This window comes from Myxococcota bacterium (assembly GCA_041389495.1).
GTDB lineage: Bacteria > Myxococcota_A > UBA9160 > UBA9160 > UBA4427 > JAWKRT01.
This window is the reverse complement of the sequence record JAWKRT010000001.1, coordinates 424,259-449,152: the sequence shown is the minus strand read 5'-3', so window position 1 is coordinate 449,152 and position 24,894 is coordinate 424,259. Positions and strand designations below refer to the sequence as shown.

Here is a 24,894-nt window from a genome sequence, read left to right as displayed (position 1 = left end):
GCTTCCGGGCGCTCTTCGTTCCGGCTCGCGTCGCCGTCGGGGCTAGCCTGCGACGGCCGCCGTCGCCGCCTTGCGACGCCCGCCGAGCGAGCGCTTCACGCGGCTCTTCAGCTTGAGCGCGTCCTCGGGAAGCTTCCGGTCGTCCGTCTGCAGCAGGAACTGGTCGAGCCCGCCCTTCTTCGCCACGGTGCGCAGCGCGCGCGTCGACACCTTGAGCGTGACGGTGCGACCGAGCGCCTCCGACGGGAGCGTGACCCGCTGGAGGTTCGGCAGGAAGCGCCGCTTCGTCTTGCGATTGGAGTGCGAGACGTTGTGGCCGGACTGCGGCTTCTTGCCGGTGAGCTGGCACATGCGCGACATGGGCGGACCTCGGGTACGGGGAGGCGGGTAGATAGCGAACCGGCGAAGGCGCGGTCAACCGAGCCGGGCGCGCGGGCCGGGGCGGAGGCCGGCCGCCACTTCCTGCACGGGAGCGTGCATCGAGCGCACGATCCAGGACACTGCCTGCCCGCGGCCGCCCGCCGCGTGTGCGGGGCGGCGCACGAGGGCGCGTCGCGACCGCGGCACGGCACTTGCTCCCCGGGGCCTCGCCGAGCGCACCCGACCCGTCCGCTGCCATTCGGCTCGTCCGCGCTCGCGAACCCGGAGGCCTCGATGGAACCCCGCCACCGCCTCGTCCCGCCGACCGCGAGCCCGCGTCTGCGTCGGCTCGCCCGCGAGCTCGCCGACTTCGTCGATGCGGGGCTGCTCGACGCGAGCACGGCCGAGCGGCTGCTCGCGCACGCGGCCGCTCGCCGCTCGGGCGCGCGCGCGACCACGCTGCTCGCCGTCGCGGGCAGCGCGCTCGTCGGGCTCGGCGCCCTCCTGCTCGTCGCCCACAACTGGAGCGAGCTGCCGCGCCTCGCGCGCGCGGGCCTCGCAGTCGCGATCGCCGTCGTCGCGCACGGCGCGGCGGCCTTCGCGGTCGCGCGCCGCGCCGGGTCCGCGGCGTGGTGCGAGGGCACGGCGATCGCCGCCGTGCTGTCGATCGGCGCGTCGACGGCGCTCGTCGCGCAGACCTACCAGCTGCAGGTCGAGCTCTCGTCGCTGCTCGCCGCCTGGACGCTGCTCGCCGTCCCACTCGTGTACGCGCTCGACGCGCGCGCGGCGAGCGCGCTCCACGCGCTCGGCTGCGGCGCCTTCCTGGCCGCGACGCTCGACCGCGACGCGGCGCACCCGGCCTTCTGGGCGCTGCTCGCACCCGGAGTCCCGTTCGCGTGGCGGCTGCACGCGAAGCGCGATCGCGCGCTGCGGAGCGCGGTCGTCGCGTGGGCGGGCATCCCGGTCGTCGCGTTCGGCGCGGCCGCGTCGCTCGACGGACGCGAGGGGCCGTTGCTCGCGGGAGCCGTGCTCCTCGCCGGCGGGCTCTACGGCTTCGGCTCGCGCGTCGACCGCAGCGGCGCGCCGAGCTTCGCCGCGCTTCCCGCCCGCGCGTTCGGGAAGCTCGCGATCGCGGCGACGGCCCTCGCACTCTCCGGCGCCGACGATGCGTGGAGCGCACTCGCGCGCGGCTGGACGACGCTCGACGCGGCAGCCGTCCCGGCGCTCGCGATCGGCGCGGGCTGCGCCGTCGTCGTCGCGCGCGAGCTCTTCGCCGAAGCGGCCGGACGCGCGCTCGGAACGGGCATCGACGCGACGCGCGCGACGGCGCTCGCACTCCCGGTCGCGCTGGCCGTCGCGTTCGCGGCCGGTGCCGCGACGGGCGATGCGCGCGCGGCGACGCTCGTCGCGAGCCTCTACGCGCTCGGCCTCGGCCTCGTGGCGACGCTCGACGGCGCGCGCGCGGGCGCCCTCGCGCGCGCGAACGGGGGCATGCTGGTCGCCGCCCTCGCCGTGTTCGCGCGCTTCGTCGACGACGACCTGAGCTTCGTCGCGCGCGGCGTCGCGTTCATCGCGACGGGCGCGGCGTTCCTCGCGCTCAACCGCCGCGTGGCGCGCGCGCAGCGCGTCGCGCAGGAGGTCGCCCGATGACGCGCTCGCTCCGGCTCCTGTGCGTGGCGCTCTCGTGCGCGGGGACGCTCGGCCTCGCGCTCTCGGTCGTGACGACCTCCGAGCGACGGCTCGAGAGCGGCGTGCGTCTGCACTTCCGGACGGCGGCGCTCGACCCCGTCGACCCGCTCCGCGGTCGCTACGTCGCGCTGCGCTTCGAGGACGAGTGGCTGCCGCGGGCCGGGGTGGAGGCGCGCGTCGGCGGGCGCGTGCGGGCGATCGTCGCCGAAGGACCCGACGGCCTCGCGCACCTCGTGGCGCTCGCGTCGCCGACCGCCGACCGCGCCGCTCCGTCGAGCGTCGACGTCGAGGTCGCGGGCGTCGACCCGGGCGGCGAGCGCGTCGCCGTCCGTCTCCCGCTCGAGCGCTACTACATGAACGAGCACGAGGCCCCCGCGCTCGAGGCGGCCCTCGGCCGCACGGGCGAACGCGCGATCGTGACGGCGCGCCTCGAGGGCGGTCGCCTCGCGATCGAGTCGGTCGTTCCCGAGAGCGCGTTCCGCCGCGCGACCTCGCCGCACTGAGCCGCGGCGATCGGCGGGTTTCTCCAGCCACTGCGGAACGGTTCAAGGGATTCTGCACGTTCGCCGATGCGCCCCGACGGAGGGCCTTCGATGTCGTCGCATCCGCAGCAGGCGTGCCGTTCCCCGCACGAGGTCGGCCAGCTCAGCCCGACGGGCGTGCTCGACGTCGGGCTCCGCTGCCCGCACTCGTGCGTGTTCTGTTACTACAGCCACTTCGACGGTCACGAGGACCAGTTCCACGCGCTGCGCACGCTGCCCTTCCGGCCGCTCGCGGAGTGCACGGCGCTCGCGGACGACTTCCGCCGCTGGGGCCTCACGCACTGCGACGTGACCGGCGGCGAGCCCACCCTCCACCCGCAGATCCTCGAGCTCGTCGAGCACGTCGAGCGCGTCGCCGACGTGCGCGCGCGCATGATCACGCTCGGCCAGTTCACGATGCGGCGGCACAAGGCATCCGGGCGCCCGCGGCTCGTCGACGCGCTGCTCGACGCCGGCCTCACCGACTTCCTCTTCTCGTTCCACGCGGCGAGCGAGGGCGTGTTCAAGCAGCTGACGAAGGCCTCGCTCCGCCAGGTGAAGGACACGATGGAGTACCTGGACGCCATCGGGTTCACCTACACGTCGAACACCGTCGTCCAGGAGTACAACGTCCACGAGCTCGTCGAGATCGCGCGCTACCTCGCGCAGCGCAACGTCCGCTTCCACAACTTCATCGTGATGAAGCTCGAGTGGGGCTGGCGCAAGGGACCGGGGCACGGCGTCGAGCACAAGGCACGCTACGCCGACATCGCCCCTGCGCTCACCGAGGCGGTGCGCATCCTCGAGGACGCCGGCAAGGGCGTGAACGTCCGCTATGCGCCGTACTGCACGCTGCCCGGGCTCGAGAAGAACGTCGTCGGCTACAAGCAGGTGCAGCTCGACCCGTACGAGTGGCGCAACGGGACGCGCGGAGGCGCGATCGAGGGCACGCCGTACGGCGGCAAGCCCTTCCTCTTCTACCGCGAGCTCGACGACTATCTCGCGACGCACCCGACCGACGTCGAGACGAAGCCCGGATACAACATGGCGCAGGGGCCGCCGTGCTCGTCGTGCGCGCTGCGCGGCATCTGCGACGGCGTCGACCGCGACTACGCGGCGCGCCACGGGTGGGACGAGTTCGTGCCCTACGCGGGCGAGCCGGTCCGCGAGCTCACGCACTTCCGCCACGCGAACCCGCGTCCGTTCGAGATGCTGCAGCGGAGCGGCTGGCCGGCGCCGCGCGACGAGGTCGCGGAGACGGAGACGGCGACGGCGATGGAGGCGACGGCGTGAAGATCTCGGTCGTGGTTCCGACCTTCGAGCGGCAGGCGCAGCTCGCGGCGTGTCTCGACAGCCTCGCCCGCCAGGACGCCGCCGCCTGCGCGGAGGTCGTCGTCGTCGACGACGGCTCGCGCGACGGCACGCGCGAGTGGCTCGACGCCCAGCGCAACGCGGCGTGGCCGTTCCCGCTGCGCGTCGTCCACGAGCGCCACCGCGGGCCGGCCGCCGCGCGCAACGCGGGCGTACTCGCCGCGTCGGGCGACGTCGTGCTGTTCACCGGCGACGACTGCGTCGCCGCGCCCGGCCTGCTCGCCGCGCACCTGCGCGCGCACGCCTCCGTCCACAACGGCTCGGTGCTCGGGCACACGACCTGGCTCCCGTCGCTCACCGTCACGCCGTTCATGCACTACCAGGAGAACGGGGGCAGCCAGTTCGCCTATGCGCGCATCGCCGACCGCGGCGACGCGGGCTGGCGCTTCTACTACACGACGAACGTGTCGAGCCCGCGCGACCTGCTGCTCGCGATGCCCTTCGACGAGCGCTTCCCGGCGGCGCGCTACGAGGATCTCGAGCTCGGCTGGCGCCTCGCGCGCACGGGCCACCGCATCGCCTACGTGCCGGAGGCGCTCGCCTGGCACGACCACCCGATCGCGTTCGAGACGTTCCGCGCGCGCTCGTTCGAGTACGGCGCGTACGCCGCGATGTTCCACGAGCTCCATCCGGAGTCCGAGGAGCTCGCGGTCGCGCTCGGAATCCGCGACGCCGAGCAGGCCGACCGCGTCCTCGGCGCGGCGCTCGCGGGCGCCGAGGACGTCGTTCGCGCGCTCGAGCCCGCCGTCGCGCAGGCGCCCGCGGACGCCTTCGCCGTCCGCGGCGCGCGCGCCCTCCTGCACGACGCCTATCGCCTGCTCGTGCACCACGCGCTCGTGCGGGGCATCCGCAAGGCGCTCTCGCTGCCGGAGCCCGCGGTCGTCTAGCGGTCGACGACCTTGCGCTGGCCGCGGATGAAGTGCGTGATGTCCGAGACCGACTCGCCCGCGTAGGGCGTCGCCTCGGCCGTGCCGAAGCGCTCGGCGTACTGCTTCGTGAAGCCGTCGCAGACGCTGCGGACGGCGCAGGTCGAGCAGGACGTGCACGCGGCGTACGAGTCCTCGCGCGTGCGGCGCGCCTGGAACTCGTGGAGCGCGTGCTCGTCGCATTCGAGGCCCGGCAGCCAGGCCGGGTACTTCGCCGACGGGTTGTTCACGCGGTCCGAGTACCAGCTGTTGTAGTCCCACTCGTGGTGGTCGTACGAGAGCTGCCCGTAGTTGTAGGCCTTGTCCTCGTGCCCCTTCATCATGCAGAGGGGGAAGTAGCGGACGTTCGCCTCGAGCCCGACCTCGTCGCAGTAGTCGAGCGCCTCGACCAGGTGCGGGGCGACCTCCGTGTGGCGGGCCTGGAAGTCGATGTCCATCTTGGTCTGCCACTCGTAGAACGGGTTGTAGTTGATGAAGTTGATCGCGCGGCTCCCGTTCAGGAACGCGAACTCGGCGATCTTCCGCAGCTGCCGCATGTTGCGCAGCGTCAGAGTGCAGTTCGTGCGCCACGGCATGCCGAGCCGGTTGATGTTCGTGAGCCCCCGCGTCAGCTTCTCCCAGCCGTTGCGCGTCTGCGCGATGAAGTCGTAGGCCCGCCCGAGCGCGTGCACCGAGCACAGGAAGTCGTAGGCGCCCGCGTCCTTGAGCTTCTGCGCGTGCTCGAGCTTCGCGAGCATGCGCATGTTCGTGATCAGCGTCGGCCGCAGGCCGATCGTCGCGCAGTGCTCGACGAGGGCGGCGATGTGCGGGTACGCCGTGGGCTCGCCGCCCGTGATGTCGACCGCGTCGTTGCCGTAGTGGTGGCGGTAGAGGTCCGCGTCGGCGATGCACTGCTCGAGCGGGTTCCACTTCGCGCCGTCCATCACGTACGTGTAGTAACAGAAGATGCAGCGGATGTTGCAGGGGAAGCCCGTGTAGAGCACCGCCCGCTTCGTGATCGTGCGCTCGGTCGTCGTGTCCGGACGCGACTCGGGGACCATCGACGGGTCGAGCCGCGCGGGCTGGAACGCGTCGCCCTCGGCGATCGCCTCGGCCTCCTCGGCGCTCGTGAACCGCACGCGCGTCGCCTCGTCGGCCGGCGCGTGCGCGCCCGCCTGCGCGCCGTCGAGCGACAGGATGCGGACGTCGCGCGCGCGGTCGCCGAGCAGGTCGAGCAGCGTCGTCGTCACCTCGGGCTCGCGCCCCAGCGCCGTGATCAGCACGGCCTCGATCTCGTCGACGCGATCCACCACCGCCTCGGGCGCCAGCACGTCGACGCCGTGGAACGGCTTCTTGTGGAGCTCGGTGTTGCGATCGAGCGCGAACGCGACGCGGTCGCCGAGCAGCGGGACGATCTCCTCGGCGATCTGGCCCGCGCCGTAGACGGCGATGCGCCCGCCGCCCGCGAGCGTGCGGAGCACGCGCACGGCGACGCGCAGCGGCGTCGCGATCTCCGAGAGCGATGCGACGTCGCGCGTCCCCGTCTGCATGCTGGGGAAGAAGTGCACGTCGAGCGGAAGGCGCGCGGGCTGGAGCGGCGAGCGATCGGGATCGGCGAGCGTCGAGGCCGCATCGTCGCGATCGACCTTGAAGCCCAGGCCCGCGAGCCGCGCGAGGAAGGCGGCGTCGGGCCGCTCTTCGTCGAGCGCGCCGAACGCGTCGTCCGCCGGCCCCGCGTCGAGCAACGCGCGCACGCAGTGGCTGCGGACGATCGCGAGGTCGAACCCGCGCCCTCCCGCGCCCCCGCCCGACGCCACCGCGTCGACGCCGTCGGCGTCCGCGCGCTCGACGAGCGCGGCGATGCGGCGGAGCGAGATCGTCTCCTCGTCCGTCGACAGCACCCACCAGTCCCAGTGCGTGCGGAAGCTCTCGAAGGCCGCCGCGCGCAGCAGCGCGCGCAGCGCGAGCACGGGGCTCGCGTCGCGCTTCCAGCCGCAGGACGTGGCGCCGTGGAAGACCTGGCTCAGGTCGAAGGCGAGCGTGCCCAGCCGCTCGAGGGCGGCGGGCTCGAGGTCGCGCCGAGGGGCGATTCCGACCGTGAGCTTGAGGGTCTTGAGGTCGCGCACTGGGTGTCCTCCCGTCGGTGGAGTTCGAGGAGCTCGCGCGCCTTGCGGTGCGCGGGCTCGCGTTCGAGGCAGGCTTCGAGACAGACGGGATCTCCGTCGATCTCGTAGAGATGGAAGTAGGCGCCGGCCGCGCGCTCGGGCGTCGGGCACTCGCGCGCGATGCGCCAGAACGCGCGGCGCGCCGCGTCCGGATCGGAGCGCTGCACGCTCGACGCGTGGTTGTACAGGACGAGCCAGTTCGTGCCGCGCGCCGACGCGGCGAAGCCCGCGAGCTCGGGCCGCTCGTAGAGGCCGCCGGCCGCGAACGCGGCCCACTTGTCGCGGAATGCGAATGCGTCGGGCCAGAAGCGGTTGAAGACCTCGGGGCGCGACATCGCGTAGCCGCCCATCACGTGGACGACCTCGAGCTCGTCGCAGCACGCGACGCGACGGCCCTGTCGCCACGCCTGCATCCCGAGGTCGAGATCGTGCTGGTACTTCGCGAACCGCAGATCGAACGCGACGCGCGAGGGCTCGGGCAGGAGCACGACCGCGCTGCTCACGGCCGGCACGAAGGGGCCCGGGCCCGCCGCGGCCGGGCGCTCGCACAGGATCTCCGTCGAGCCGTCCTCGAACACGAGCGCGCCGACGTGGTTCGGCTCGCCGCCCGGCGAGCGGTGGCGGCAGCCGACGACGAGCGCGTCGGTCGCGTCGCGCGTCGCGAACAGGCGCGCGAGCCAGTCGGGTGTGTCGATCTCGACGTCGTCGTCGAGGAACACGACCGGGCGGTCGCCCGCGAGCACGCGGATCTGCTCCATCGTCGCCGCGTGGTGGAACGCCGGGTCGAACGCGTTGTCGACGACGAGCAGCTCGGCGCGCCCGAGGTCCGTCGCGCGCACCGACTCGATGCAGCGGCGCGCCGACTCGCGGCGCAGGTCCGGCGTGCAGACGACGACGAGGACGTCCTTCACGCGACGCTCCAGCTCGCGGCGGGAACGCGCAGGCGGCGCGTGGCCTCGGGGCCGAAGTGACGCGGCACGAAGACGCGCCCGGGCGCGAGCGCGACGTCGCGCACGCCTTCCGCGGTGCGCTCGACCGCCCAGTAGCCGTCCCAGGCCGAGACGCGTCCGAGCACCTCGTCGACGGCGCGCGTGACGCCCGGGTGGTACCAGCGCTCGCGCGGCAGGAGCTTCGTGTCGGTGCCGTCGTCGCGCACGACCTCGTCGAGCGACACGCCCTCGATTCCGCGCGCGGCGTCGTCGTCTCCGATCTGCCGCTCGAGGTCGTCGCCGCAGACGATGCCGCCGGCGCGCGTGACGCGGAGCGCCTCGCGCAGGTCGACGAGCACGTCCTCGTAGTAGTGCGAGCCGTCGACGTACACGACGTCGAACCAGCCGTCGCGCAGGTAGCGGAGCACGTCGCGGCTGCGGCCGCGCAGGTGGTCGATCGGGACGCCGCGCGGCGCACAGCGGACGTTGTGGAGGAAGACCTCGTAGGGGATGTCGGCGCGCAGCGCGGCATCCATGCGGAGCGGGAAGTCGAGCGTGCGCGCGTCCTCGTCCGTGTGATAGGGCGCCCAGGGGTCGACGCAGAGCACGCTGCCCCCGTGCGCGCGGCGGGCGAGCGCCTCGGCCCAGGTCAGGGCCGAGAAGCCGAGCCAGCTCCCCACTTCGAGGACGCGCAGCGGACGGTCGAGCGCGTCGAAGCGCTCGACGGTCAGCTGCATGTAGACATGGCGCTCGACCGGGTCCCCGGCGCTCAGCGCCTCGGGAAAGCACGGACGCCCCGGAGACATGAAGGCGAGCAGGTGCCGCACGATGCGAATCCCTCCTGCGGGCCGCCATCGGGAGCGGAAGCTGCCGGCTTGAGTCTCAACGGAAGAATCCAGTGTTATGCGAGCAACTCTCGGGGGAACGACCGAGGGCGGACGCGCCCGGCCTCAGAGCCAGACGTCCTCGACCCCTTCGCCGATCGTGCCGTGCGTGCCGCCGCGGGCTTCGAGGAACCACGTGCGCACTGCGCGGCGATAGGCCTCCCGCTCGTCGAGCGAGGGGTTGCGACGGATCTCGGCCTCGAGCCGCCGGAACACCTCGCCCTCGTCGCCCGCGCAGCGCGCGAGCAGGAAGGCGTGATCGGCGTCGATCGTCGGGGCGACGTCGGAGGCACCGTCGCCGACGCCGTCGCGCGCGCGGGAGCTCGCGGGCTCGTCGGCGCGAGCCGCGCGCGCGAAGGCGCCCGGACGTTTCCCGCGGAGCACGGCGCGGGCGGCGAAGGCCGTCGCCAGCGCCCCGACGAGCGCGACGGCGACCGCTGCGTCCGCGCTCATCGCGCGGCCGTCGCGCCACCGCGCGCGGCCGCGTCGACGCCATCGGAGACGTCGGGGACGTCGTCGAAGAGGTCGGCCCGCAGGTGCGCGGTCTCGTTGAGGCTCGCGACCGACCGCTCGCCGCTCGACGCCGCGAGGAAGCGGCTCACGCTCGTGTAGCGCGCGTCGAGGAAGAGCAGGTCGTCGATGCCGAGCACGTGCGCGGCCCACGCGTTGATCACGCCGCCGTGGCAGAAGACGGCGACGCGGCCTCCGGGGTGCGATGCGATCACGCCTTCGAGCGCGTCGACGACGTCGCGCTGGAACGCGCGCGGATCGCCGCCGCCGAAGATGCCGCCGCGGATCGCGGCCTCCCAGGCCGCGCGATCGTCGCGCTTGAGCTCCTCGAGCGGGACGTAGGACGACGCGTCGGCATCCGCCTCGCGGATGCGGGGCTCGACCGCGACGTCGAGGCCGAGCGCCTCCGCGAGCGGCGCGGCCGTCTCCTTCGCACGGCGGAGCGGGCTCGCCACGACGGCGGCGATGCGCTCGCGAGCGAGGAAACGCGCGACGCGCCGGGCCTGCCACACGCCCTCGGGCGCGAGCGACGGGTCCGCGGGGCGGCCGTCCGCGCGCTCGACGCGCAGCGGCAGGCCATGGCGGACGAGCAGCAGCTCCACGGTCGACCTCCGCCGCGCGTCCGGCGGCGGGGCAACATAGCATCGGCGCCGCGCCTCTCGCGGCGCCGGACGGCGAAGGGCCGCACCGCGCTCCGGCGGTGCGGCCCTCGCATGGCCCGTTCGGGCTCGAGGCTGCGCTCAGCCGGCTGCGGCGACGCCGGCCGCCGCGACGCGCGCCGTCGCGGGCAGCACGTTGCGGCCGAGCTCCGCCTTCACCTGCGCGAGCTCGGCGCGCGCGGACTCGTACCGCGCCTCGTCGCGGAAGGCGCGAAGCTTGCGGCGCAGCGAGCCGTCGTCGCCGAGCTCGTGGTCGATGCGCCCTTCCGTCGCCATGCGCCCGATGTGCTCGCGCACGCTCTCGAGCGCCGCCATCTCCGCGTCGACCGACATGCCCTCGAGTGCGAACTGGAGCCGGCGGCGCGCCTGCGCGTTCGCGAGCGTCGCCAGCATGCGCCCCTTCTCGCGCACGAGCGACCGGATCTCCTCGCGGAAGCGCACGAGGTTGTTCTTCGCCTCGGCCGCCTCGCCGCGCACGCTCTCGAGGTCGGCCTCGGCGCGCTCGAGATCCTCGAACAGCGACTGCTTCTGCGCGATCAGCGTGACCGCGATCTCCTCCTTCCCGCCGCGCACGGCGCGCCGGATGTCGTCGTGGAGGCGCGCGATCTCCGCGCGCCGCTCGCCGATCTCGCCCTCGAGCTTGGTGCGCATGTAGAGGATCCCGGCGACCGCCTGCTTGAGCTCGCGGTACTGCCGCACGCGCCCCTCGATCGCCTGCTCGTAGACGAGCTCGGGGCTCCGGTTCTCGCGCCGCCGCACCCAGCCCGCGAACAGGCCGTGCGCGAGACTCCGGAAGCGGGACCACATCCCCGGTCGTTCGTCGCTCTTCGTCATCGTCGGTACCTCCATCGGCGGCTCACCGCCCCTCGTCGCGACCCCAGTCTTCGTCGCGAAGATCGAGCTCGCGGATCTTCTGCTGCAGGCTCTGTCGCACCATGCCGATCGCCTGCGCCGTGCGCGACACGTTGCCTTCGTTCTCGCGCAGCGCGCGCAGCAGGTAGGCGCGCTCGAAGTGCTCGACCTGCGAGCGCTTCGCCTCGCCGAACGGCACCGAGGTGTCGACACCCGGCGCCGCGCCGGAGACCGACGCGGGCCGCACCGCATCGTCGAGCTTCAGGTCGTCCGCCTCGATCGTGTCGCCCTGCGAGAGCACGGCGGCCTGCTCGATGACGTTGCGCAGCTCGCGCACGTTGCCCGGCCACGCGTGTCGCGCGAGGCGCGCGAGCGCGGCGTCGGCGAGCCGCTTCCGCGGCCGCCCGAGGCGCTCCGCGACCACGTCGAGGAAGCGCTCGGCGAGCGCGCCGACGTCCTCGCGGCGCGCGCGCAGCGGCGGCAGCTCGATCTCCACGACCTTGAGCCGGTAGTACAGGTCCTCGCGGAAGGTGCCCGCGCGCACCGCCTGCTCGAGGTTGCGGTGCGTCGCGGCGACGACGCGCACGTCGACCTCGACCGTGCGCGTCCCGCCGACGCGCTCGAACGTGCGCTCCTGGAGGACGCGCAGCACCTTGGCCTGCGTCTCCGGCGCCATGTCGCCGATCTCGTCGAGGAAGATCGTGCCGCCGTTCGCGGCCTCGAAGCGGCCCTCGCGGCGCTGGTCGGCCCCGGTGAACGCGCCCTTCTCGTGGCCGAAGAGCTCGCTCTCGACGAGCTCGCGGTTGATGGCCGCGCAGTTGACCGCGACGAACGGCTTGTGCCGGCGCGTGCTCGCGTCGTGCAGCGCCTGCGCGACGAGCTCCTTGCCCGTCCCGCTCTCGCCGCGGACGAGCACGGTGAGGTCGGTCTCGGCGACCTTCTGGACGGTCTCGAAGACGGCGCGCATCGCGGCGCCCGACCCGATCAGCTTCCCGAACCCGAACTCGCGCTCGATGCGCTCGAGGAGCAGCCGGTTCTCGCGCTCGAGCCGGTGCCGCTCGAGCGCGCGGCGCACGACGACGCGGATCTCGTCGTTGTCGAAGGGCTTCGGCACATAGTCGTCCGCGCCGGCCTTCATGGCCTCGACGGCGATCTTCTCCGAGCCGTGCGCCGTGATCATGACGACGGCCGTCGACGCGCGTTCGGCCTTCGCGGCGCGGAGCACCGCCATGCCGTCGGGGCCTCGGCCGAGCGCGAGGTCCGTCAGCACGAGATCGAAGTCGCCCTCGGAGAGCGCCGCGATCGCGCGCTCGCCGTCCTCGGCGAGCGAGACGTCGTAGCCCTCGCGCCCGAGCAGGCCCTTCAGCGCGACGCGGATCGCCTGCTCGTCCTCCACCACGAGAACGCGCGCCGTCATCGCGCGTCCGCCTGCGCGCGCTTCGGGAGCGTCACGAGGAGCTCGGTGCCGCGCCCCGGCTCGCTCGCCACCTCGATCGCTCCGCCGTGCGCCTCGACGAGCTTCCTCGTGATGGGGAGCCCGAGGCCGGTTCCCGAGGTCTTCGCCGTGAAGAACGGGTCGAAGACGCGCGCCGCGACGTCGGGCTCCATGCCCGGGCCGTTGTCGCGCACGCGCATCCAGACGTGCGTGCCGGCGAGGTTCTCGCCGAGGGCGACCTCGACGCGGGGCGACGGGGTGCGCGCCTCGCACAGCGCGTCGATGGCGTTGCCCACGAGGTTGATCGCGATGCGGCGCAGCTGCTCGGGGTCGCCCGTCACCGCGCCGTCGCAGTCGTAGCTGCGCTCGATCGCGACGCCCTCGCGCTCGGCGCGCTCGCGGAACGTCTCGAGCGCCGAGGCGAGCACGTCGCCGAGCAGCACGGGCTGCTCGCGCCGCTCCTCCTCGCGTGCGAAGCGCAGCAGGTGCGACACCGAGCGCTCGACGCGCTCGAGCTCGCCGAGCGCGATGCGCGCGTACTCGACGTTGTCCGAGGAGCCCGGCTCCTCGCCCATCTGCTGCACGAGGCTCTTCGCGGCCGTGATCGGGTTGCGGATCTCGTGCGCGATCGAGGCGGAGAGCTTCTCGAGCGAACGCGCGTGCTCCGTCTCGATCGCGCGCCGCTGCGCCTGCACGCGCTGGTCGAGCCGTTTCGAGACCTCGCCGTCGACGAAGCGGTCGCGCAGCTCGGGCTCGACGAACACGCGGTACGCGCGCCGGCCGTGCCGCCAGGCGTTGTAGAGCAGCGCGACCACGCCGACCGGCCAGACGAGCACGAGCAGGATCGTCGTGATCAGCGCGGGCTTCGCGAGGTCGCGCATGAGCGCGACCTTCTCCTCCGCGCTGCGGTGCGCCTCGAGATAGGCGCGCTCGTCGTCGGAGAGCAGCGCGGGGTCGACGTCGGCGAGCTCGCGCATGCGCAGGCCGCGCAGCTCGCGCTCGTGCGCGCGGTCGAGCTCGGCCTGCGCGCGCGCCTCGCGTCGCCGCTTCGCGCGCCCGTGCCGCCGGTGTCGGCGCGGCGCCTCGTCCTCGGGCGGGCTCGACATCGCCTCCACCTCCTCGTCCCAGTGCACGGACGCCAGCGGCGCCGCGGCGCGATCCATCATCGCCTTCCTCCCGTCGTCGTGCGCGCGTGGTCGCTCGGGTCGGGGTCGCGCGGCAGGACGAGCACGAACTCGCTGCCGACGCCCGGCTCCGACACCGCCTCGAGGCTCCCGCCGTGCGCCTCGACGAGCTTGCGGGCGAGCGCGAGCCCGAGCCCGGTTCCGGAATCCTTGGTCGTGAAGAACGGGTCGAACACGCGCTCGAGCGTCGAGCCGCTCATGCCCGGCCCGCTGTCGCGCACGCGCACCCACGCCTCGGTGCCGGCCAGGTTCTCGCCCGCCGACACGGACAGGACGGGAGAGCGGGCGCCGTCGTCGTCGCCCATCGCGTCGAGCGCGTTCGCCACGAGGTTGATGACGGCGCGTCGGAGCTTGTCGGCATCGCCGCGCACGAAGCCCGCCGCGTCGACGTCGACGTCGACGCGAACGCCGTCGCGCGCGATGCGGTCGCGGAACGTCTCGAGCGCCGACCGCACGAGGCCGGCGACGTCGACGACCTCGACGCGCAGCTCCTCGTCGCGCGCGTACCGGAGCAGGTGCGAGATCGAGCGCTCGACGCGGTCGAGCTCGCCGAGCGCGACGCGCGCGTACTCGACGTTCTCGCCCGACGTCGGGTCCTCGCCCATCTGCGCGACGAGGCTCTTCGCGGCGGTGATGGGATTCCGGATCTCGTGCGCGATCGACGCCGAGAGCTCTTCGAGCGATCGCACCTTCTCCTGCTCCACGCGGCGCCGCTGCGCGTCGACGCGCGACGGCGCGCTGCGCTGCAGCTCGTCGTCGATCCAGCGCTGCCGGAGGCGCGGCGCGAGGATGGCGCCGAAGTAGTGGAGCGCGACGCCGATGCCCCAGCCGGCGGCGACGATCGCGACGACGCGCGCGCTCCGCGTCGCGACGACCAGCAGCGCGAGCGTCGTCGCGAACGCGATGAAGTGCGTGTAGAAGCCGGCCCGGCGACCGGCGCGGCGGCGCGCGTCGCGCAGGCGCCGCTCGTCCGGCGACAGCGGCTCGCGCCGCTTGCGTCCGCGACGCGCGTCCCGCGCCTCGCGGCGCTCCTCGCGCCGTTCGTCGCGCGCGAGGCGGCGCGCGTCGCGGTGGTCCATCGCGACCTCTCCGGTCCCTTCGCGCTCCGCACGCGCGCGCGCCGTGTGCGCGCGCGCCGCCGCCCGGGGCGCTCCGGGCACCCGGGACGAGCAGGCCGACGCGGCCTCGAAGGGGCCTCGATCCCGGTCCGCCGCATGGTGCCAGCCGCGCATGGCGGCCGCTCATCGCAAGCCCCGTGCCCGGATGGAGGCTCGTGAAATCAGGGACTTACGGCATCCGTGCCGCCCCGGAGCTGCAGCGTCGGCACTTCAGTGCAGCCGCATCGCTGCAGTCGGGAGGCGGCGCCTTCGGGCCGTTCGGGCCGGCGCGGCTCGCTGGTATGCTGCCGCGCGCCCGGCCGCGCGCGCCGCCGCGCCGGCCGGCCCCGTGTCCCGCACGCGTGCAGCGAGTGCCCGCGGCGATCCGCGCCGCGCGGCACGGCTCCGCGCCGAGGAGGAGTTCGCGTTGGGAAAGCTCGAACGGGTCGCCGTCATCGGCGCATCGCTCGCCGGGCTGCGCGCCGCCGAGGCGCTCCGCCAGCTCGGCTACGACGGCGCGCTCGCGCTCGTCGGCGACGAGAGCGCGATGCCGTACGACCGCCCGCCTCTCTCGAAGGAGGTGCTGAAGGGCGACTGGGAGCCGGAGAAGACGGCGCTCGTGCGCGACGCCGATCGCTTCGCCGCGCTCGGCCTCGACCTGCGGCTCGGCCGCCGCGCCGTCGCCCTCGACGCGAGTGCGCGACGCGTCGAGCTCGACGGCGGCGAGTCGCTCGCGTTCGACGGCCTCGTGATCGCGACGGGCGCCGCGCCGCGGCGGCTCCCGAACCAGGACGCCGTCCCGGGTGTGTACACGCTGCGGACGCTCGAGGACGCCGTCGCGCTCCGGCGCGAGCTCGAGCGCGGGCCGCGCGTCGCCGTCGTCGGTGCGGGCTTCATCGGCGCCGAGGTCGCCGCGAGCTGCCGCGCACGCGGCCTCGACGTCGCGATGATCGAGGCGCTCCCCGTGCCGATCGAGCGCGCCGTCGGGCGCGACGTCGGCGAGACGGTCGCCGCGCTCCATCGCGACCACGGCGTCGACGTGCGGCTCGGCGTCGGCGTGGACGCGCTCGAGGGCGGCGCGCGCGTCGAGCGCGTGCGGCTCGGCGACGGCAGCGCCGTCGACGCCGACGTCGTCGTCGTCGGGATCGGCGTCGCGCCGTGCACGCAGTGGCTCGACGGGTCGGGCCTCGCGCTCGGCAACGGCGTCGTGTGCGACTCGCGCTGCGCGACGAACGTCCCCGGCATCGTCGCCGCGGGCGACGTCGCGCAGTGGCACAACCCGCTGTTCGGCGAGGACATGCGCATCGAGCACTGGAGCAACGCGACCGAGATGGCGCGCGCGGCCGTCGAGACGCTGCTCGCGGGAGGCGGCGACGCGCCCGAGTTCGCGTCCGTGCCGTTCTTCTGGTCCGACCAGTACGACGTGAAGATCCAGTCGGCCGGGCGCCTCGGCGGTGCCGACGAGAGCGCGATCGTGAGCGGCTCGCTCGCCGAGCGGAAGTTCCTCAAGCTGTACGGCCGCAAGGGGCGCCTCGTCGGCGCGCTCTCCTTCAACGAGCCGCGCAAGCTCATCGCCTATCGACGCACGCTGCGCGAGTCGACGTCGTTCGCGGACGCCGTCGCGGCCGCGACGGCGAAGGCCTGACACGGAGGACCGGATGGTCACCATCGGAATGAACTACCACGTGCTGCCCGGCAAGGAATCCGTCTTCGAGGCGGCCGTGGCGAAGGTCGTCGACACGATGAAGGGCATCGACGGGCACGAGGAGTCGCACCTCTACAAGGAGGTCGGCGACGCCGAGCCCGCGTACCTGATCGTGTCGCGCTGGGCGAGCGAGGACGCGTTCCGCGCGTTCACGGCGTCGGACGCGTTCAAGAAGGTCACGAGCTGGGGGAAGGAGAACATCCTCTCCCGGCGCCCGGCGCACACGACGTACCGCGAAGGCTAGTCGGCGCGGCGGCCCCGCGCGGACGCCGGCGCGGCGAGCGCCCGCACGCGTCTCACGCGAGCACCTCGACGCGCGCGCCGACGCGAAGGCGTCCCGGCCCCGCGTGCACGTAGTTCGCGCCGAAGAAGACGCCGCGCTCGACCTGTCCGTCGCCGTGGTCGAGCTCGCGCGTGCGGTAGCGCGCGAGCGCGGCGAGCGGCTCGCCCGCGCGATCGCGCACGCCCGTGCTCGGGTCCACGGTCGGCACGGCGCAGCGCGAGCAGAGCTTCGCGAAGCCGAGCTCGATGCCTTCGTGCTCGTCGCCGACGCGGATGCGGCGCCACTCGTCCTCGGCGTGCGCGGGGGCGCCGGCGACGACGACGTTCGGGCGGAAGCGCCGCATCTCGAGCGGGCGGCCGAGCCGCTCGACGAGCGCGGAGAGCGACCCCTCGCCCACGACGAGCAGCGGGAACGCATCCGTGAAGCGCGTGTGTGCGCGCCACGGCGCGAAGCGCGGCGGCGCTTCGCGCCGCGCTTCACGCGCCTTCCGTACGAGGCGGAGCGGCCGCTCGAGCCGCGCCGTGAGCCAGCGCGCGACGGCATCGCCCTGGTCGACGGCGTCGAGCACGTCGAGCCACACGCGCGACGGACGATGGGGCGCGCCGCGCTCTTCCGCGTCGAGCGGGACGTCGATCGCGTCCGCTCCCGCGAAGTCGAGACGCAGCCGTCCCGCGTCCTCGTCGAGTGCGACGCCGACGCGCGCGAGGGCCGGCGTGTCGCGCTGGGTGACGAAGACGCCCTGCTCGTCGACGACCATCCACTCGCGGTCGAAGCGCGGGCCCTCGTCGTCGAGCGCGAGCTCGTCGACCTCGATTCCCGCGCAGCCCTTCACCGGGTAGTACGCGAGCGAACGGACGACCGGCTGCACGCGGCTCTCCTCCCGAAGCAGGACGGGCCGACCCCCGTGCGAGGCCGGCCCGTCATTCGTTCACATCCGCCGGAGCGCGCGCTCCGCGGCGGACTCAGCCCTCGGTCACGGGCGAGAGCGTGATCTCGACGCGCCGGTTCTGCTGGCGGCCCGCCTCGGTGTCGTTCGGGGCGATCGGGCGCGACTCGCCGAACGCGAGCGTGAGCAGGCGCATGTCGGCGACGCCCTGGCTGCGGAGATAGGTCGCCACCGCGCTCGCCCGCCGACCGGAGAGGTCGAGGTTGTACTGGTCGGAGCCCGTGCTGTCCGTGTGACCCGAGACCTCGACGACCGTCTTGTCGTACTCGACGAGCACGATCGCGACGGAGTTGAGCACCTCGTAGAAGTCGGGGCGGATCGAGTCGCGGTCGACGTCGAAGGTGACGTTGCCGGGCATCACGAGGATGAGGTCGTTGCCGACGCGCTGGATGCCGACGCCGCTCGCCTGCAGGCGCTTGCGGAGCTTCGCCTCCTGCACGTCCATGTAGGCACCGACGCTGCCGCCGGCGACCGCGCCGACGCCGGCGCCGATCAGCGCGCGCTTCTTGCGCTGGCGACCGTTGTCGCCCGTCGCGGCGCCGATCGCCGCGCCCACGCCCGCACCGAGCACGGCGCCGATCGCCGTCTTGCTCACCTTCTGCTCGCCGGTGTACGGATCGGTCGTGCAGCCGAACGCAGCGGCGAGGAACACCGCGGCCAGCGCGGCGCACGCCGCGCGCATCGGAATCGAGCTTCGCATCGTCATCGGTTCTCCCATCTTGTTGTCGTCTTCGTGCCGGCCGTCGCCGTGCCGGTGGCCCGTCGCGCCGTGCGCGTGCCCGCTCGTCGTCCCGGACGCGCCGTCGTGCGAGGCGTCTCCGTCGCGGGAGAATGCCTCGCGCTCGGGCTCCGGCACTCCCGGACGGAGCGGCGCGCTCCGACGCCGTCGACCCGCGCCGATTCGCGCGGAGCGATCCCGCCGCGCGAATTTCCGATAGCCTGCCCGGGTCGCAGGCCGCCGCCGCGCTCGAGCACCACACGGGAGGTCGGCATGGGAATCGTCGAGACGATAGCGCTGACGATGGGCGTCGGTTGGGCGAGCGGCATCAACCTCTACGCCGCCGTCTTCATGCTGGGCGTGCTCTCGGTCACCGACAACATCGTGCTGCCCGAGCAGCTCGCGATCCTGTCCGACCCGCTCGTGATCGCGGCCGCCGGGTTCATGTACGTCGTCGAGTTCGTCGCCGACAAGACGCCCGGCGTCGACACGGGATGGGACGCCATCCACACCTTCATCCGCATCCCCGCCGGCGCGGTGCTCGCCGCCGGCGCCGTCGGCGATCTCGGGCCGGGCGCCGAGGTCGCGGCCGCGCTCGTCGGCGGCACGCTCGCAGCGGGAAGCCACGCCACCAAGGCGGGCACGCGCGCGCTGATCAACACGTCGCCCGAGCCGTTCACGAACTGGACGGCGAGCGTCGCCGAGGACGTGATGGTGCTCGGCGGCGTGTGGGCCGCGCTGCACCACCCCGTCGCGTTCCTCGTCTTCCTCGCCGGCTTCGTCGCGCTCGCGGTGTGGCTGCTGCCGAAGATCTGGCGCGGCCTGCGCGGCATCGTCGCGTGGGTGCGCCGGCGGCTCGGCGGCGCGCCCGAGCCGACCGCCGCGGAAATGCCGCGCGACCCGCGGATCGAAGAGCTCCTCTAGCTCGCCGGCGCGTGCGACGGCGGCGCGGCGCCCGCCTCGCGGCCACCGCGCTCGAGCGCGCGCAGCTGCCGGACGAGCGACGCCGTCATCGGGCCTCCGAGCGCGACGGCGCGCTCGAGCGTGCGACGCGCCTGCTCCACGTCGCCGAGCGCGCGCTGTGCGAAGGCGAGGTTCGCGAGCGCGAGCTGGCTCGGCCGCTGCGCGGCGAAGTGCGCGACGCGCTCGCGCGCGACGTCGCGCACGATGGCGTCGAAGCACGGCGTCCCGCGCAGCGCGCGCAGCCCCGGGTCCGCGAAGAGCTGGGCGAGCCCCGTGAAGCCGCGCGCGCGCGCGCGATCGAGGCTCGTGCACGCGGCCTCGCCGTCGCCCCGGCGCGCGGCCGCGCGCGCCGCCCCCATGTGCGCCTTCAACCCGTTCGGATAGCGCGCGGCGGAGTCCGCGAAGACCCGCTCGGGCGATGCCCAGACGCCGGCCCGCGCGTGCGCGAGCACGCCGAACACGAGCGCGAGAGCGACCCCCGCGACCGCGACGCGGCGCTCGTCGATCGACCGCGCGCGGAGCGCACACAGCGCGATGCCGAGCACGGGCGGCAGCAGGTAGTACACGTAGCGATCTCCGACGGGGTGCAGGAACGGGAGCACCTGGGAGATGGGCGCGTAGGCCGCTGCGCCGAACGCCCACCACGCGAGCTCCGGGCTCCGCGACCGGAACGCGACGAGCGCGCGCGCCGCCGCGAGCGCGAGCCCGATCGCCGTTCCCCACACCCAGGGGCTCGCGAGCGATTCGATCGCGTCCGGCTGGTGGAACGTGGCGAGCCCGGTTCCCGTCGCGATCATCACCGCATAACGTCCCGCCACGGCGACGAGGTTCGCGACGAGCAGCACCGGGTCGTCGTGGAGCGGCGCGATCGACTCGCTCGCCGCCCGGAAGATCGAGAGCTCGACGGCGACGTACCCGACGCCGACGACGGCCCAGGCGGCGACCCAGCGCGGCGCATACGCGATCGGCGGCACCGAGCCGGACGCGGCGGCGGCTCCGGTGCGCTCGGAGCCGCCGCGCGCGGCGAGCCACGACATCGCGGCCGCGAAGGGGAGCGCGGCGAGCGCCTGCGCCTTCGCGAGCAGCGCGAGCGCGAAGACCGCGGTCGCGAACGCCGGCCGCCGCTCGAGGGCGAGCAGGGCGACGAAGGCGAGCGCGAGCGACGACGTGGTCTTGAGCTGCGACACCCACGCCACGGCCTCGACGTTCGCGGGGTGGAGCGCGAACACGAGCGCCGCCGCGAACGCGGCGCGCGCGTCCGCGCCCGTGCGGACGAGCAGCCGCGCGAGCAGGAGTGCCGCGGCGACGTGCACGAGGACGTTCACGACGTGATAGCCGAGCGGATCGCGTCCGAAGACGGCGACCTCGAGCGCGTGCAGCAGCAGGTGGACGGGCGCCCAGTTGAGGATCGAGAGCGCGCTGCTCCCGAACGGATCGAGGATGTCGACGATGCCGCGCCAGCTCGGGCTCGCGACGCTCGGGCTGCTCCAGAGGTAGTAGAAGTCGTCGCTCACGAACGCGCCGCGCAGCGCGGGCGCGTAGGCCGCGAACGCGGCGACGAGCACGAGCACCCCCTCGCCGAGCCGGCGCTGCGCGCGCGTCACGGAGACTCGCCGTCCCCGCGCGCGCTCTCCCGCTCCGGCGCGCGCTCGCTCACCCGCTCCCGCTCCGGCGCGCGCTCGCTCACCCGCTCCCGCTCCGGCGCGCGCTCGCTCACCCGCTCCCGCTCCGGCGCGCGCTCGCTCACCCGCTCGCGCTGCGGCGCGCGCGCGCTCGCTCGGTCGCGCGTCCCGCCCGCGTCGCCCGCGTCGGCCGCGTCGGCCGCGTCGCGCGCCGCGTCGAGCGCGACGAGCGCCGCGTGCGCGCGCGGCTGGCCCGGGTCGACGCGGAGCCACTCGCGCGCCGCGCCGCGCGCGAGCGCCTCGTCGCCGGTCGCCCGCGCGAGGGCGAGCCACTCCGCGGGCGCGCGCGCGTCGTCGGGCGCGGCGGTGCGCAGGCGCTGCAGGAGCGCCGCCGCGCGAGCGGCGTCGCCCTCCCGGCGCGCGATGCGCGCAGAGTGGAAGAGCGCGTCGGCGTCGCCGGGCTCGCGCGCGAGCGCCTCCGCGCACGACGGAGCCGCCTCCGCATCGCGGCCGAGCTGCGCGAGTGCGCGACAGCGGCCGACGAGCGGCCAGGCGCGCTCGGTCGCGACGCCCGCGTGCTCCGCGCGCTCGAATGCCGCGAGGGCCGCCTCGGGGCTTCGCGCCGCGAGCGCGCGCTCGCCGCGCGTGCGCAGTGCGATCGACGAGCCCGCCGGCGACCAGAACGACGCCACGGACACGAGCGCCCACGTCGCCACGACGCCGATGAAGACGGCGCGCGCCGGCGCGAGCACGCCGCGCAACCGGTCGAGCACGACGTCGATCCCGCATGCGAACGCGGCGACGAGCGCGATCATCGCCGGCGCCCAGTACGACGCTTTCGCCTGCGCGAACGACGGCACGCGCAGCGTCATCGCGACGAAGGCGGCCGCCATCGCGACGCCGACACCGGCGAACGCGACGCGCACCCACGACGGCTCGCGCCACGCGAGCCGCGCGCCGCGCGCGAGGCCGATGGCAATCACCGCCGCGGGCACGAGCGCGAGCGCGAGCGCTGCGGGAGCGAGACCGTCGTTCCACGGCGGCCCGAGCCAGCGCGTCGGCTCGCCGCTCAGGAGGGAGTCGGCGAAGAGCGTCGCGTAGAACCCGTCGGGAACCGACGCGAATCCGGCGAGCCAGGGCTCGCTCCACCAGCGCCCGAAGCGCAGCCAGTCACCGAGCGTGCGAGTGCCCGGATCCTGCCACCACGCGAAGCCGACGGCGTCGCTCCAGTTTCCGACGAAGGGCGTGCCGTAGTGCGACGCGATCCACGCGTAGTAGGGAGCGCACACGAGGGCCGCGGCGCCGAGCGCGCTCGCGGCGACGCGCGGGCGTCCGGCGTGGCGCAGCGCGACGGCGCCGAGCGCGGGCACGGCGAGGACGAGCGCGGAGAGCTTCGCCATCGCCGCGGCGCCGAGCAGCGCGCCGAGCGCACCCGCAGCGCGCGGCCTCGTCGCGTCGTCGCGCAGCACGCGAACGAGCGCGACGGCGGCCCAGCTCGCGAGCGCGGCGACGAGCATCTCGTTCCCGACCGCATGCGCACCGGCCACGTGCACGGGCAGGCAGCCTGCGAACACGAGCGCCGCCACGTGCGCCGCCCGTCGGCCCGCGAACAGCTCGCGCGTCGCCGTCGCGAGCCCGGCGACGGCGACACCGCCGAGCGCGAAGGCGAGCGCGCGGAGCACGAGGGGTGCGGCCGGCGACGCGGTGTCGAGCCCGAGCGCGGCGAGCGCGAATGCGGCCGCGAGGTAGTAGAGCGGCGGTTGATAGGTCTGCACGCCGTCGGTCGGGAGCGGCAGCGCGCCGCGCTCGAGCAGCAGGCGCACGTAGTGCACGTGGTGCTCGGCGTCGAAGCCCATGAAGCCCGGCGCGACGACGCTCGAGTGCGCGAGCAGCGCGAGCCAGGCGACCGCGATCGCCGCGCCGACGACGCGCGGCGTCGCGAGCGCGCGGATGCGCGCGGACGACGCGAGCGCGGAGCACGCGGCCGCGACGAGCGCGACGGCGAGCCACGGCACGGGCGCGGGCGGAGCGCCCACGTCCGGACGCGGCGTCGCCGCGACGGGACGCGCGGGCCGCTCGGTCGCGCCGTCGAGCGTCGCGCGCCAGCGCGCGTCCGTGCGCAGCACGACGCGTCCTCCCTCGCGCACGACCGCGGCGACCGCGGGAGGCCCGTCGTCGCGCGACGCCTCGATGCGCACCTCGCGCGCGCCGCGCGCCGGCAGCGCAGCGCGACACGCGCCCGCGCAGCGCACGTCGACGCGCTCGTCGCCGGTCGCGTCGGCGGGAAGGTCGGCGGTGAACACGGCCGTCAGCGGGCGCGCGACGTGCGACGTCGCGCGCACGACGTGCGGATACTCGATCCACTCGCCCGCGTCGCCCGCGTCGCCCGCGTCGCCCGCGAGGGCCGGCGCTGCGAACCCGGTCGAGCGCACGGCCGAAAGGCCGACGAGCGCGACCGCGGCGACCGCGCCCGCGACGAGGCCGGCGCGCCCGACAGCCCGCGACGGGCTCGCGCTCACGGGCCGGTCTCGCCGAGCGCCGCGAGCCCTTCGCGCGCCCGCCGGTTGCCGGGACGCGCGACGAGCACGCTTCGATACAGCGCGATCGATTCCGCGCGATCGTCCGCGCGGCCGCGCTCGCGCAGCAGCTCGGCGAGGTTCAGCTGCGCGGGCGAGCTCGCAGGATGGATGGCGAGCGCCCGCCGATACAGGCGCTCCGCCTCGTCGACGTCGCCGCGCGCGAGCTCCGCATTGCCGAGGTTGAACAGCATGGCGACGTCGCGCGGGCTCACGTCGACGGCGCGTCGGTAGAGCGCGAGCGAGCTTCGCCAGTGCGACGCCTGCACGTGGGCCGCGACGCCGAACGCCGCGACGACGCAGACCCCGAGCGCAGCGGCTGCGGGTCGCGGCACGCGCAGCGCGCGAAGCAGCGCGTCGCCGCCCCACGCGGCGGCGACGAAGAGCCCGACGAGCGGGACGTACGCATAGCGATCGGCCACGCCCTGCGTCCCCACCTGCACGAGGCCGAGCACGGGCAGGAGGGCGACCACGAGCCAGGCCCAGCCGAACCCGAGCCACGGAGCGCGCCGGCGCGCGGCCCACGCGACGCCGCTCGCGCCGACGACGACCGCGAGCGCGAGCACGAGCGCGAGCGCCGATGGCGGCACGCCGCCGGCGCTCGGCAGATAGGGATGGGGATAGTGCGCGGCGAGCCCGACCGGCCAGACCGCCTTCCCGACGTACCACGCGAGGCCGAGCACGGCGTTCGGGAGGCTCGCGCGCAGGAACGCGTCGAGGCCGAGCGGCGCCATCGCGTCCATCGAGCGCTGCGCGAACAGCGTCGCCGCCGCGACCGCCGCCACGGGCACGACGAACACGAGCTTCTCGAGCGCGCAGCGCGCGAGCGAGGCCGCGTCGCGCACGCGTCCGAGCGGCCAGGCGTCGAGCAAGAGCGCGAGCAGCGGCACGCTCACGAGCATCGGCTTCGCCAGCAGACCGACGCCGAGCGACGCGACCGATGCAGCGAGCCACGTCCTGCGCCGCGTGTGCGTCCACGCGACCCAGGCCCACAGCGCGGCGAACCCGAACACCGCGCAGAGCAGCGTCTTGCGCTGCGACACCCACGCGACCACCTCCGCGTGCAGCGGATGCACGGCGAAGAGCGCCGCCGCGAACGCGCTGCGCCAGCGCGCTCCGGTCGCGGACCGCAGGAGGCCGAACAGCAGCGCGGTCGCGAGCGCGTGCAGCGCGACGTTCACCGCGTGGTGGCCCACCGGCACGAGTCCGAACAGCTCGACGTCGAGCGCGTGCGAGTAGAACGTGAGCGGGTGCCAGTTCGCGATCTGCACCGAGAACGCGTAGCGCGCGAGGTCGGGCGTGAGCCCGCGGCCGACGACCGGGTTGTGGCGCACGTAGGCGTCGTCGTCGAAGCCGACGAAGTCGAAGCCGAGCGTCGAGGCGTAGACCGCGACGGCGAGGAGGGCGAGGCCCGCGGCCAGGAGGGCGTCGGTTCGGGAGCTCGCGGGGCGCGCCATCGGACGCGGGAGCGTACCGCACGCGGGTCGCCGCGGGGCGGCGAGCACACGCGGCGGGCCGCC

General features: G+C 74.7%; 22 protein-coding genes. 7 read left to right on the top strand and 15 right to left on the bottom strand.

Annotated elements, in window-relative coordinates; all coding sequences use genetic code 11:
* Positions 1-42 precede the first annotated feature (42 nt).
* On the bottom strand, positions 43-360 hold the full coding sequence (gene rpmB, locus R3E88_02030; protein ID MEZ4215227.1) for a 50S ribosomal protein L28: 318 nt from the start codon (positions 358-360) through the stop codon (positions 43-45).
* Positions 361-654: 294 nt separating this feature from the next.
* Here rpmB and R3E88_02025 point away from each other — a divergent pair, with 294 nt between their 5' ends.
* The 4 genes from R3E88_02025 (at position 655) to R3E88_02010 (ending at position 4,828) form a co-directional block, all read left to right on the top strand.
* Entirely contained in the window at positions 655-2,010 is a 1,356-nt protein-coding gene (locus R3E88_02025; protein MEZ4215226.1) for a DUF2157 domain-containing protein, read from the top strand.
* Entirely contained in the window at positions 2,007-2,552 is a 546-nt protein-coding gene (locus tag R3E88_02020; protein ID MEZ4215225.1) for a GDYXXLXY domain-containing protein, read from the top strand. Before R3E88_02025 ends, R3E88_02020 begins: the two co-directional genes overlap by 4 nt.
* Before the next feature lie 90 nt (positions 2,553-2,642).
* A complete protein-coding gene (locus R3E88_02015) occupies positions 2,643-3,863 on the top strand; it encodes a radical SAM protein (GenBank protein ID MEZ4215224.1) in 1,221 nt (406 codons plus the stop codon).
* Entirely contained in the window at positions 3,860-4,828 is a 969-nt protein-coding gene (locus tag R3E88_02010) for a glycosyltransferase (protein MEZ4215223.1), read from the top strand. The genes R3E88_02015 and R3E88_02010 overlap by 4 nt, the downstream gene beginning before the upstream one ends.
* Here R3E88_02010 and R3E88_02005 read toward each other — a convergent pair.
* The 9 genes from R3E88_02005 to R3E88_01965 all read right to left on the bottom strand — a co-directional run bounded on the left by R3E88_02005 (position 4,825) and on the right by R3E88_01965 (position 14,543).
* Positions 4,825-6,972 (bottom strand): radical SAM protein, encoded by a 2,148-nt coding sequence (locus tag R3E88_02005; protein ID MEZ4215222.1) that lies wholly within the window; start codon positions 6,970-6,972, stop codon positions 4,825-4,827. The genes R3E88_02010 and R3E88_02005 overlap by 4 nt on opposite strands.
* The gene (locus R3E88_02000) at positions 6,870-7,922 is read right to left on the bottom strand and encodes a hypothetical protein (protein ID MEZ4215221.1); all 1,053 of its coding nucleotides are present in this window, start codon (positions 7,920-7,922) and stop codon (positions 6,870-6,872) included. Before R3E88_02000 ends, R3E88_02005 begins: the two co-directional genes overlap by 103 nt.
* Positions 7,919-8,767, bottom strand: a complete 849-nt coding sequence (locus tag R3E88_01995) for a class I SAM-dependent methyltransferase (protein ID MEZ4215220.1) — start codon at positions 8,765-8,767, stop codon at positions 7,919-7,921. Before R3E88_01995 ends, R3E88_02000 begins: the two co-directional genes overlap by 4 nt.
* 123 nt (positions 8,768-8,890) lie before the next feature.
* A complete protein-coding gene (locus R3E88_01990; GenBank protein ID MEZ4215219.1) occupies positions 8,891-9,277 on the bottom strand; it encodes a hypothetical protein in 387 nt (128 codons plus the stop codon).
* On the bottom strand, positions 9,274-9,936 hold the full coding sequence (locus R3E88_01985) for a histidine phosphatase family protein (GenBank protein MEZ4215218.1): 663 nt from the start codon (positions 9,934-9,936) through the stop codon (positions 9,274-9,276). Before R3E88_01985 ends, R3E88_01990 begins: the two co-directional genes overlap by 4 nt.
* A gap of 138 nt (positions 9,937-10,074) precedes the next feature.
* Complete coding sequence (locus R3E88_01980) at positions 10,075-10,827, bottom strand: PspA/IM30 family protein (GenBank protein MEZ4215217.1); 753 nt, start codon at positions 10,825-10,827, stop codon at positions 10,075-10,077.
* Positions 10,828-10,849: 22 nt separating this feature from the next.
* Entirely contained in the window at positions 10,850-12,262 is a 1,413-nt protein-coding gene (locus tag R3E88_01975) for a sigma-54 dependent transcriptional regulator (protein ID MEZ4215216.1), read from the bottom strand.
* Complete coding sequence (locus R3E88_01970; protein MEZ4215215.1) at positions 12,259-13,443, bottom strand: HAMP domain-containing sensor histidine kinase; 1,185 nt, start codon at positions 13,441-13,443, stop codon at positions 12,259-12,261. Before R3E88_01970 ends, R3E88_01975 begins: the two co-directional genes overlap by 4 nt.
* Positions 13,443-14,543: a HAMP domain-containing sensor histidine kinase gene (locus R3E88_01965; protein ID MEZ4215214.1), complete on the bottom strand. Its 1,101-nt coding sequence runs from the start codon at positions 14,541-14,543 to the stop codon at positions 13,443-13,445. Before R3E88_01965 ends, R3E88_01970 begins: the two co-directional genes overlap by 1 nt.
* A gap of 445 nt (positions 14,544-14,988) precedes the next feature.
* Here R3E88_01965 and R3E88_01960 point away from each other — a divergent pair, with 445 nt between their 5' ends.
* Both R3E88_01960 and R3E88_01955 read left to right on the top strand, forming a co-directional pair.
* Positions 14,989-16,206, top strand: coding sequence for an FAD-dependent oxidoreductase (locus tag R3E88_01960; protein ID MEZ4215213.1), 1,218 nt, complete (start codon positions 14,989-14,991; stop codon positions 16,204-16,206).
* 13 nt (positions 16,207-16,219) lie between these two features.
* Positions 16,220-16,510, top strand: coding sequence for an antibiotic biosynthesis monooxygenase (locus R3E88_01955; GenBank protein MEZ4215212.1), 291 nt, complete (start codon positions 16,220-16,222; stop codon positions 16,508-16,510).
* 52 nt (positions 16,511-16,562) lie between these two features.
* Here R3E88_01955 and R3E88_01950 read toward each other — a convergent pair whose 3' ends face one another.
* Positions 16,563-17,417, bottom strand: a complete 855-nt coding sequence (locus R3E88_01950; protein MEZ4215211.1) for an MOSC N-terminal beta barrel domain-containing protein — start codon at positions 17,415-17,417, stop codon at positions 16,563-16,565.
* Positions 17,418-17,511: 94 nt separating this feature from the next.
* Positions 17,512-18,201 carry an OmpA family protein gene (locus R3E88_01945; GenBank protein MEZ4215210.1) on the bottom strand — a complete coding sequence of 230 codons (690 nt, stop codon included), beginning with the start codon at positions 18,199-18,201 and terminating at the stop codon, positions 17,512-17,514.
* A 285-nt stretch (positions 18,202-18,486) separates the two neighbouring features.
* Here R3E88_01945 and R3E88_01940 point away from each other — a divergent pair, with 285 nt between their 5' ends.
* Positions 18,487-19,137 (top strand): DUF4126 domain-containing protein, encoded by a 651-nt coding sequence (locus tag R3E88_01940; GenBank protein ID MEZ4215209.1) that lies wholly within the window; start codon positions 18,487-18,489, stop codon positions 19,135-19,137.
* On the opposite strand, the gene R3E88_01935 is transcribed toward R3E88_01940, so the two are convergent.
* From R3E88_01935 to R3E88_01925, 3 genes are read right to left on the bottom strand one after another with little or no spacing between them, the layout of a single operon-like run.
* Positions 19,134-20,780 carry a hypothetical protein gene (locus R3E88_01935; protein MEZ4215208.1) on the bottom strand — a complete coding sequence of 549 codons (1,647 nt, stop codon included), beginning with the start codon at positions 20,778-20,780 and terminating at the stop codon, positions 19,134-19,136. The two genes, R3E88_01940 and R3E88_01935, sit on opposite strands and share 4 nt — an antisense overlap.
* The gene (locus R3E88_01930) at positions 20,777-23,317 is read right to left on the bottom strand and encodes a hypothetical protein (protein MEZ4215207.1); all 2,541 of its coding nucleotides are present in this window, start codon (positions 23,315-23,317) and stop codon (positions 20,777-20,779) included. The genes R3E88_01935 and R3E88_01930 overlap by 4 nt, the downstream gene beginning before the upstream one ends.
* Positions 23,314-24,831 (bottom strand): tetratricopeptide repeat protein, encoded by a 1,518-nt coding sequence (locus R3E88_01925; GenBank protein ID MEZ4215206.1) that lies wholly within the window; start codon positions 24,829-24,831, stop codon positions 23,314-23,316. The genes R3E88_01930 and R3E88_01925 overlap by 4 nt, the downstream gene beginning before the upstream one ends.
* Positions 24,832-24,894 lie beyond the last annotated feature (63 nt).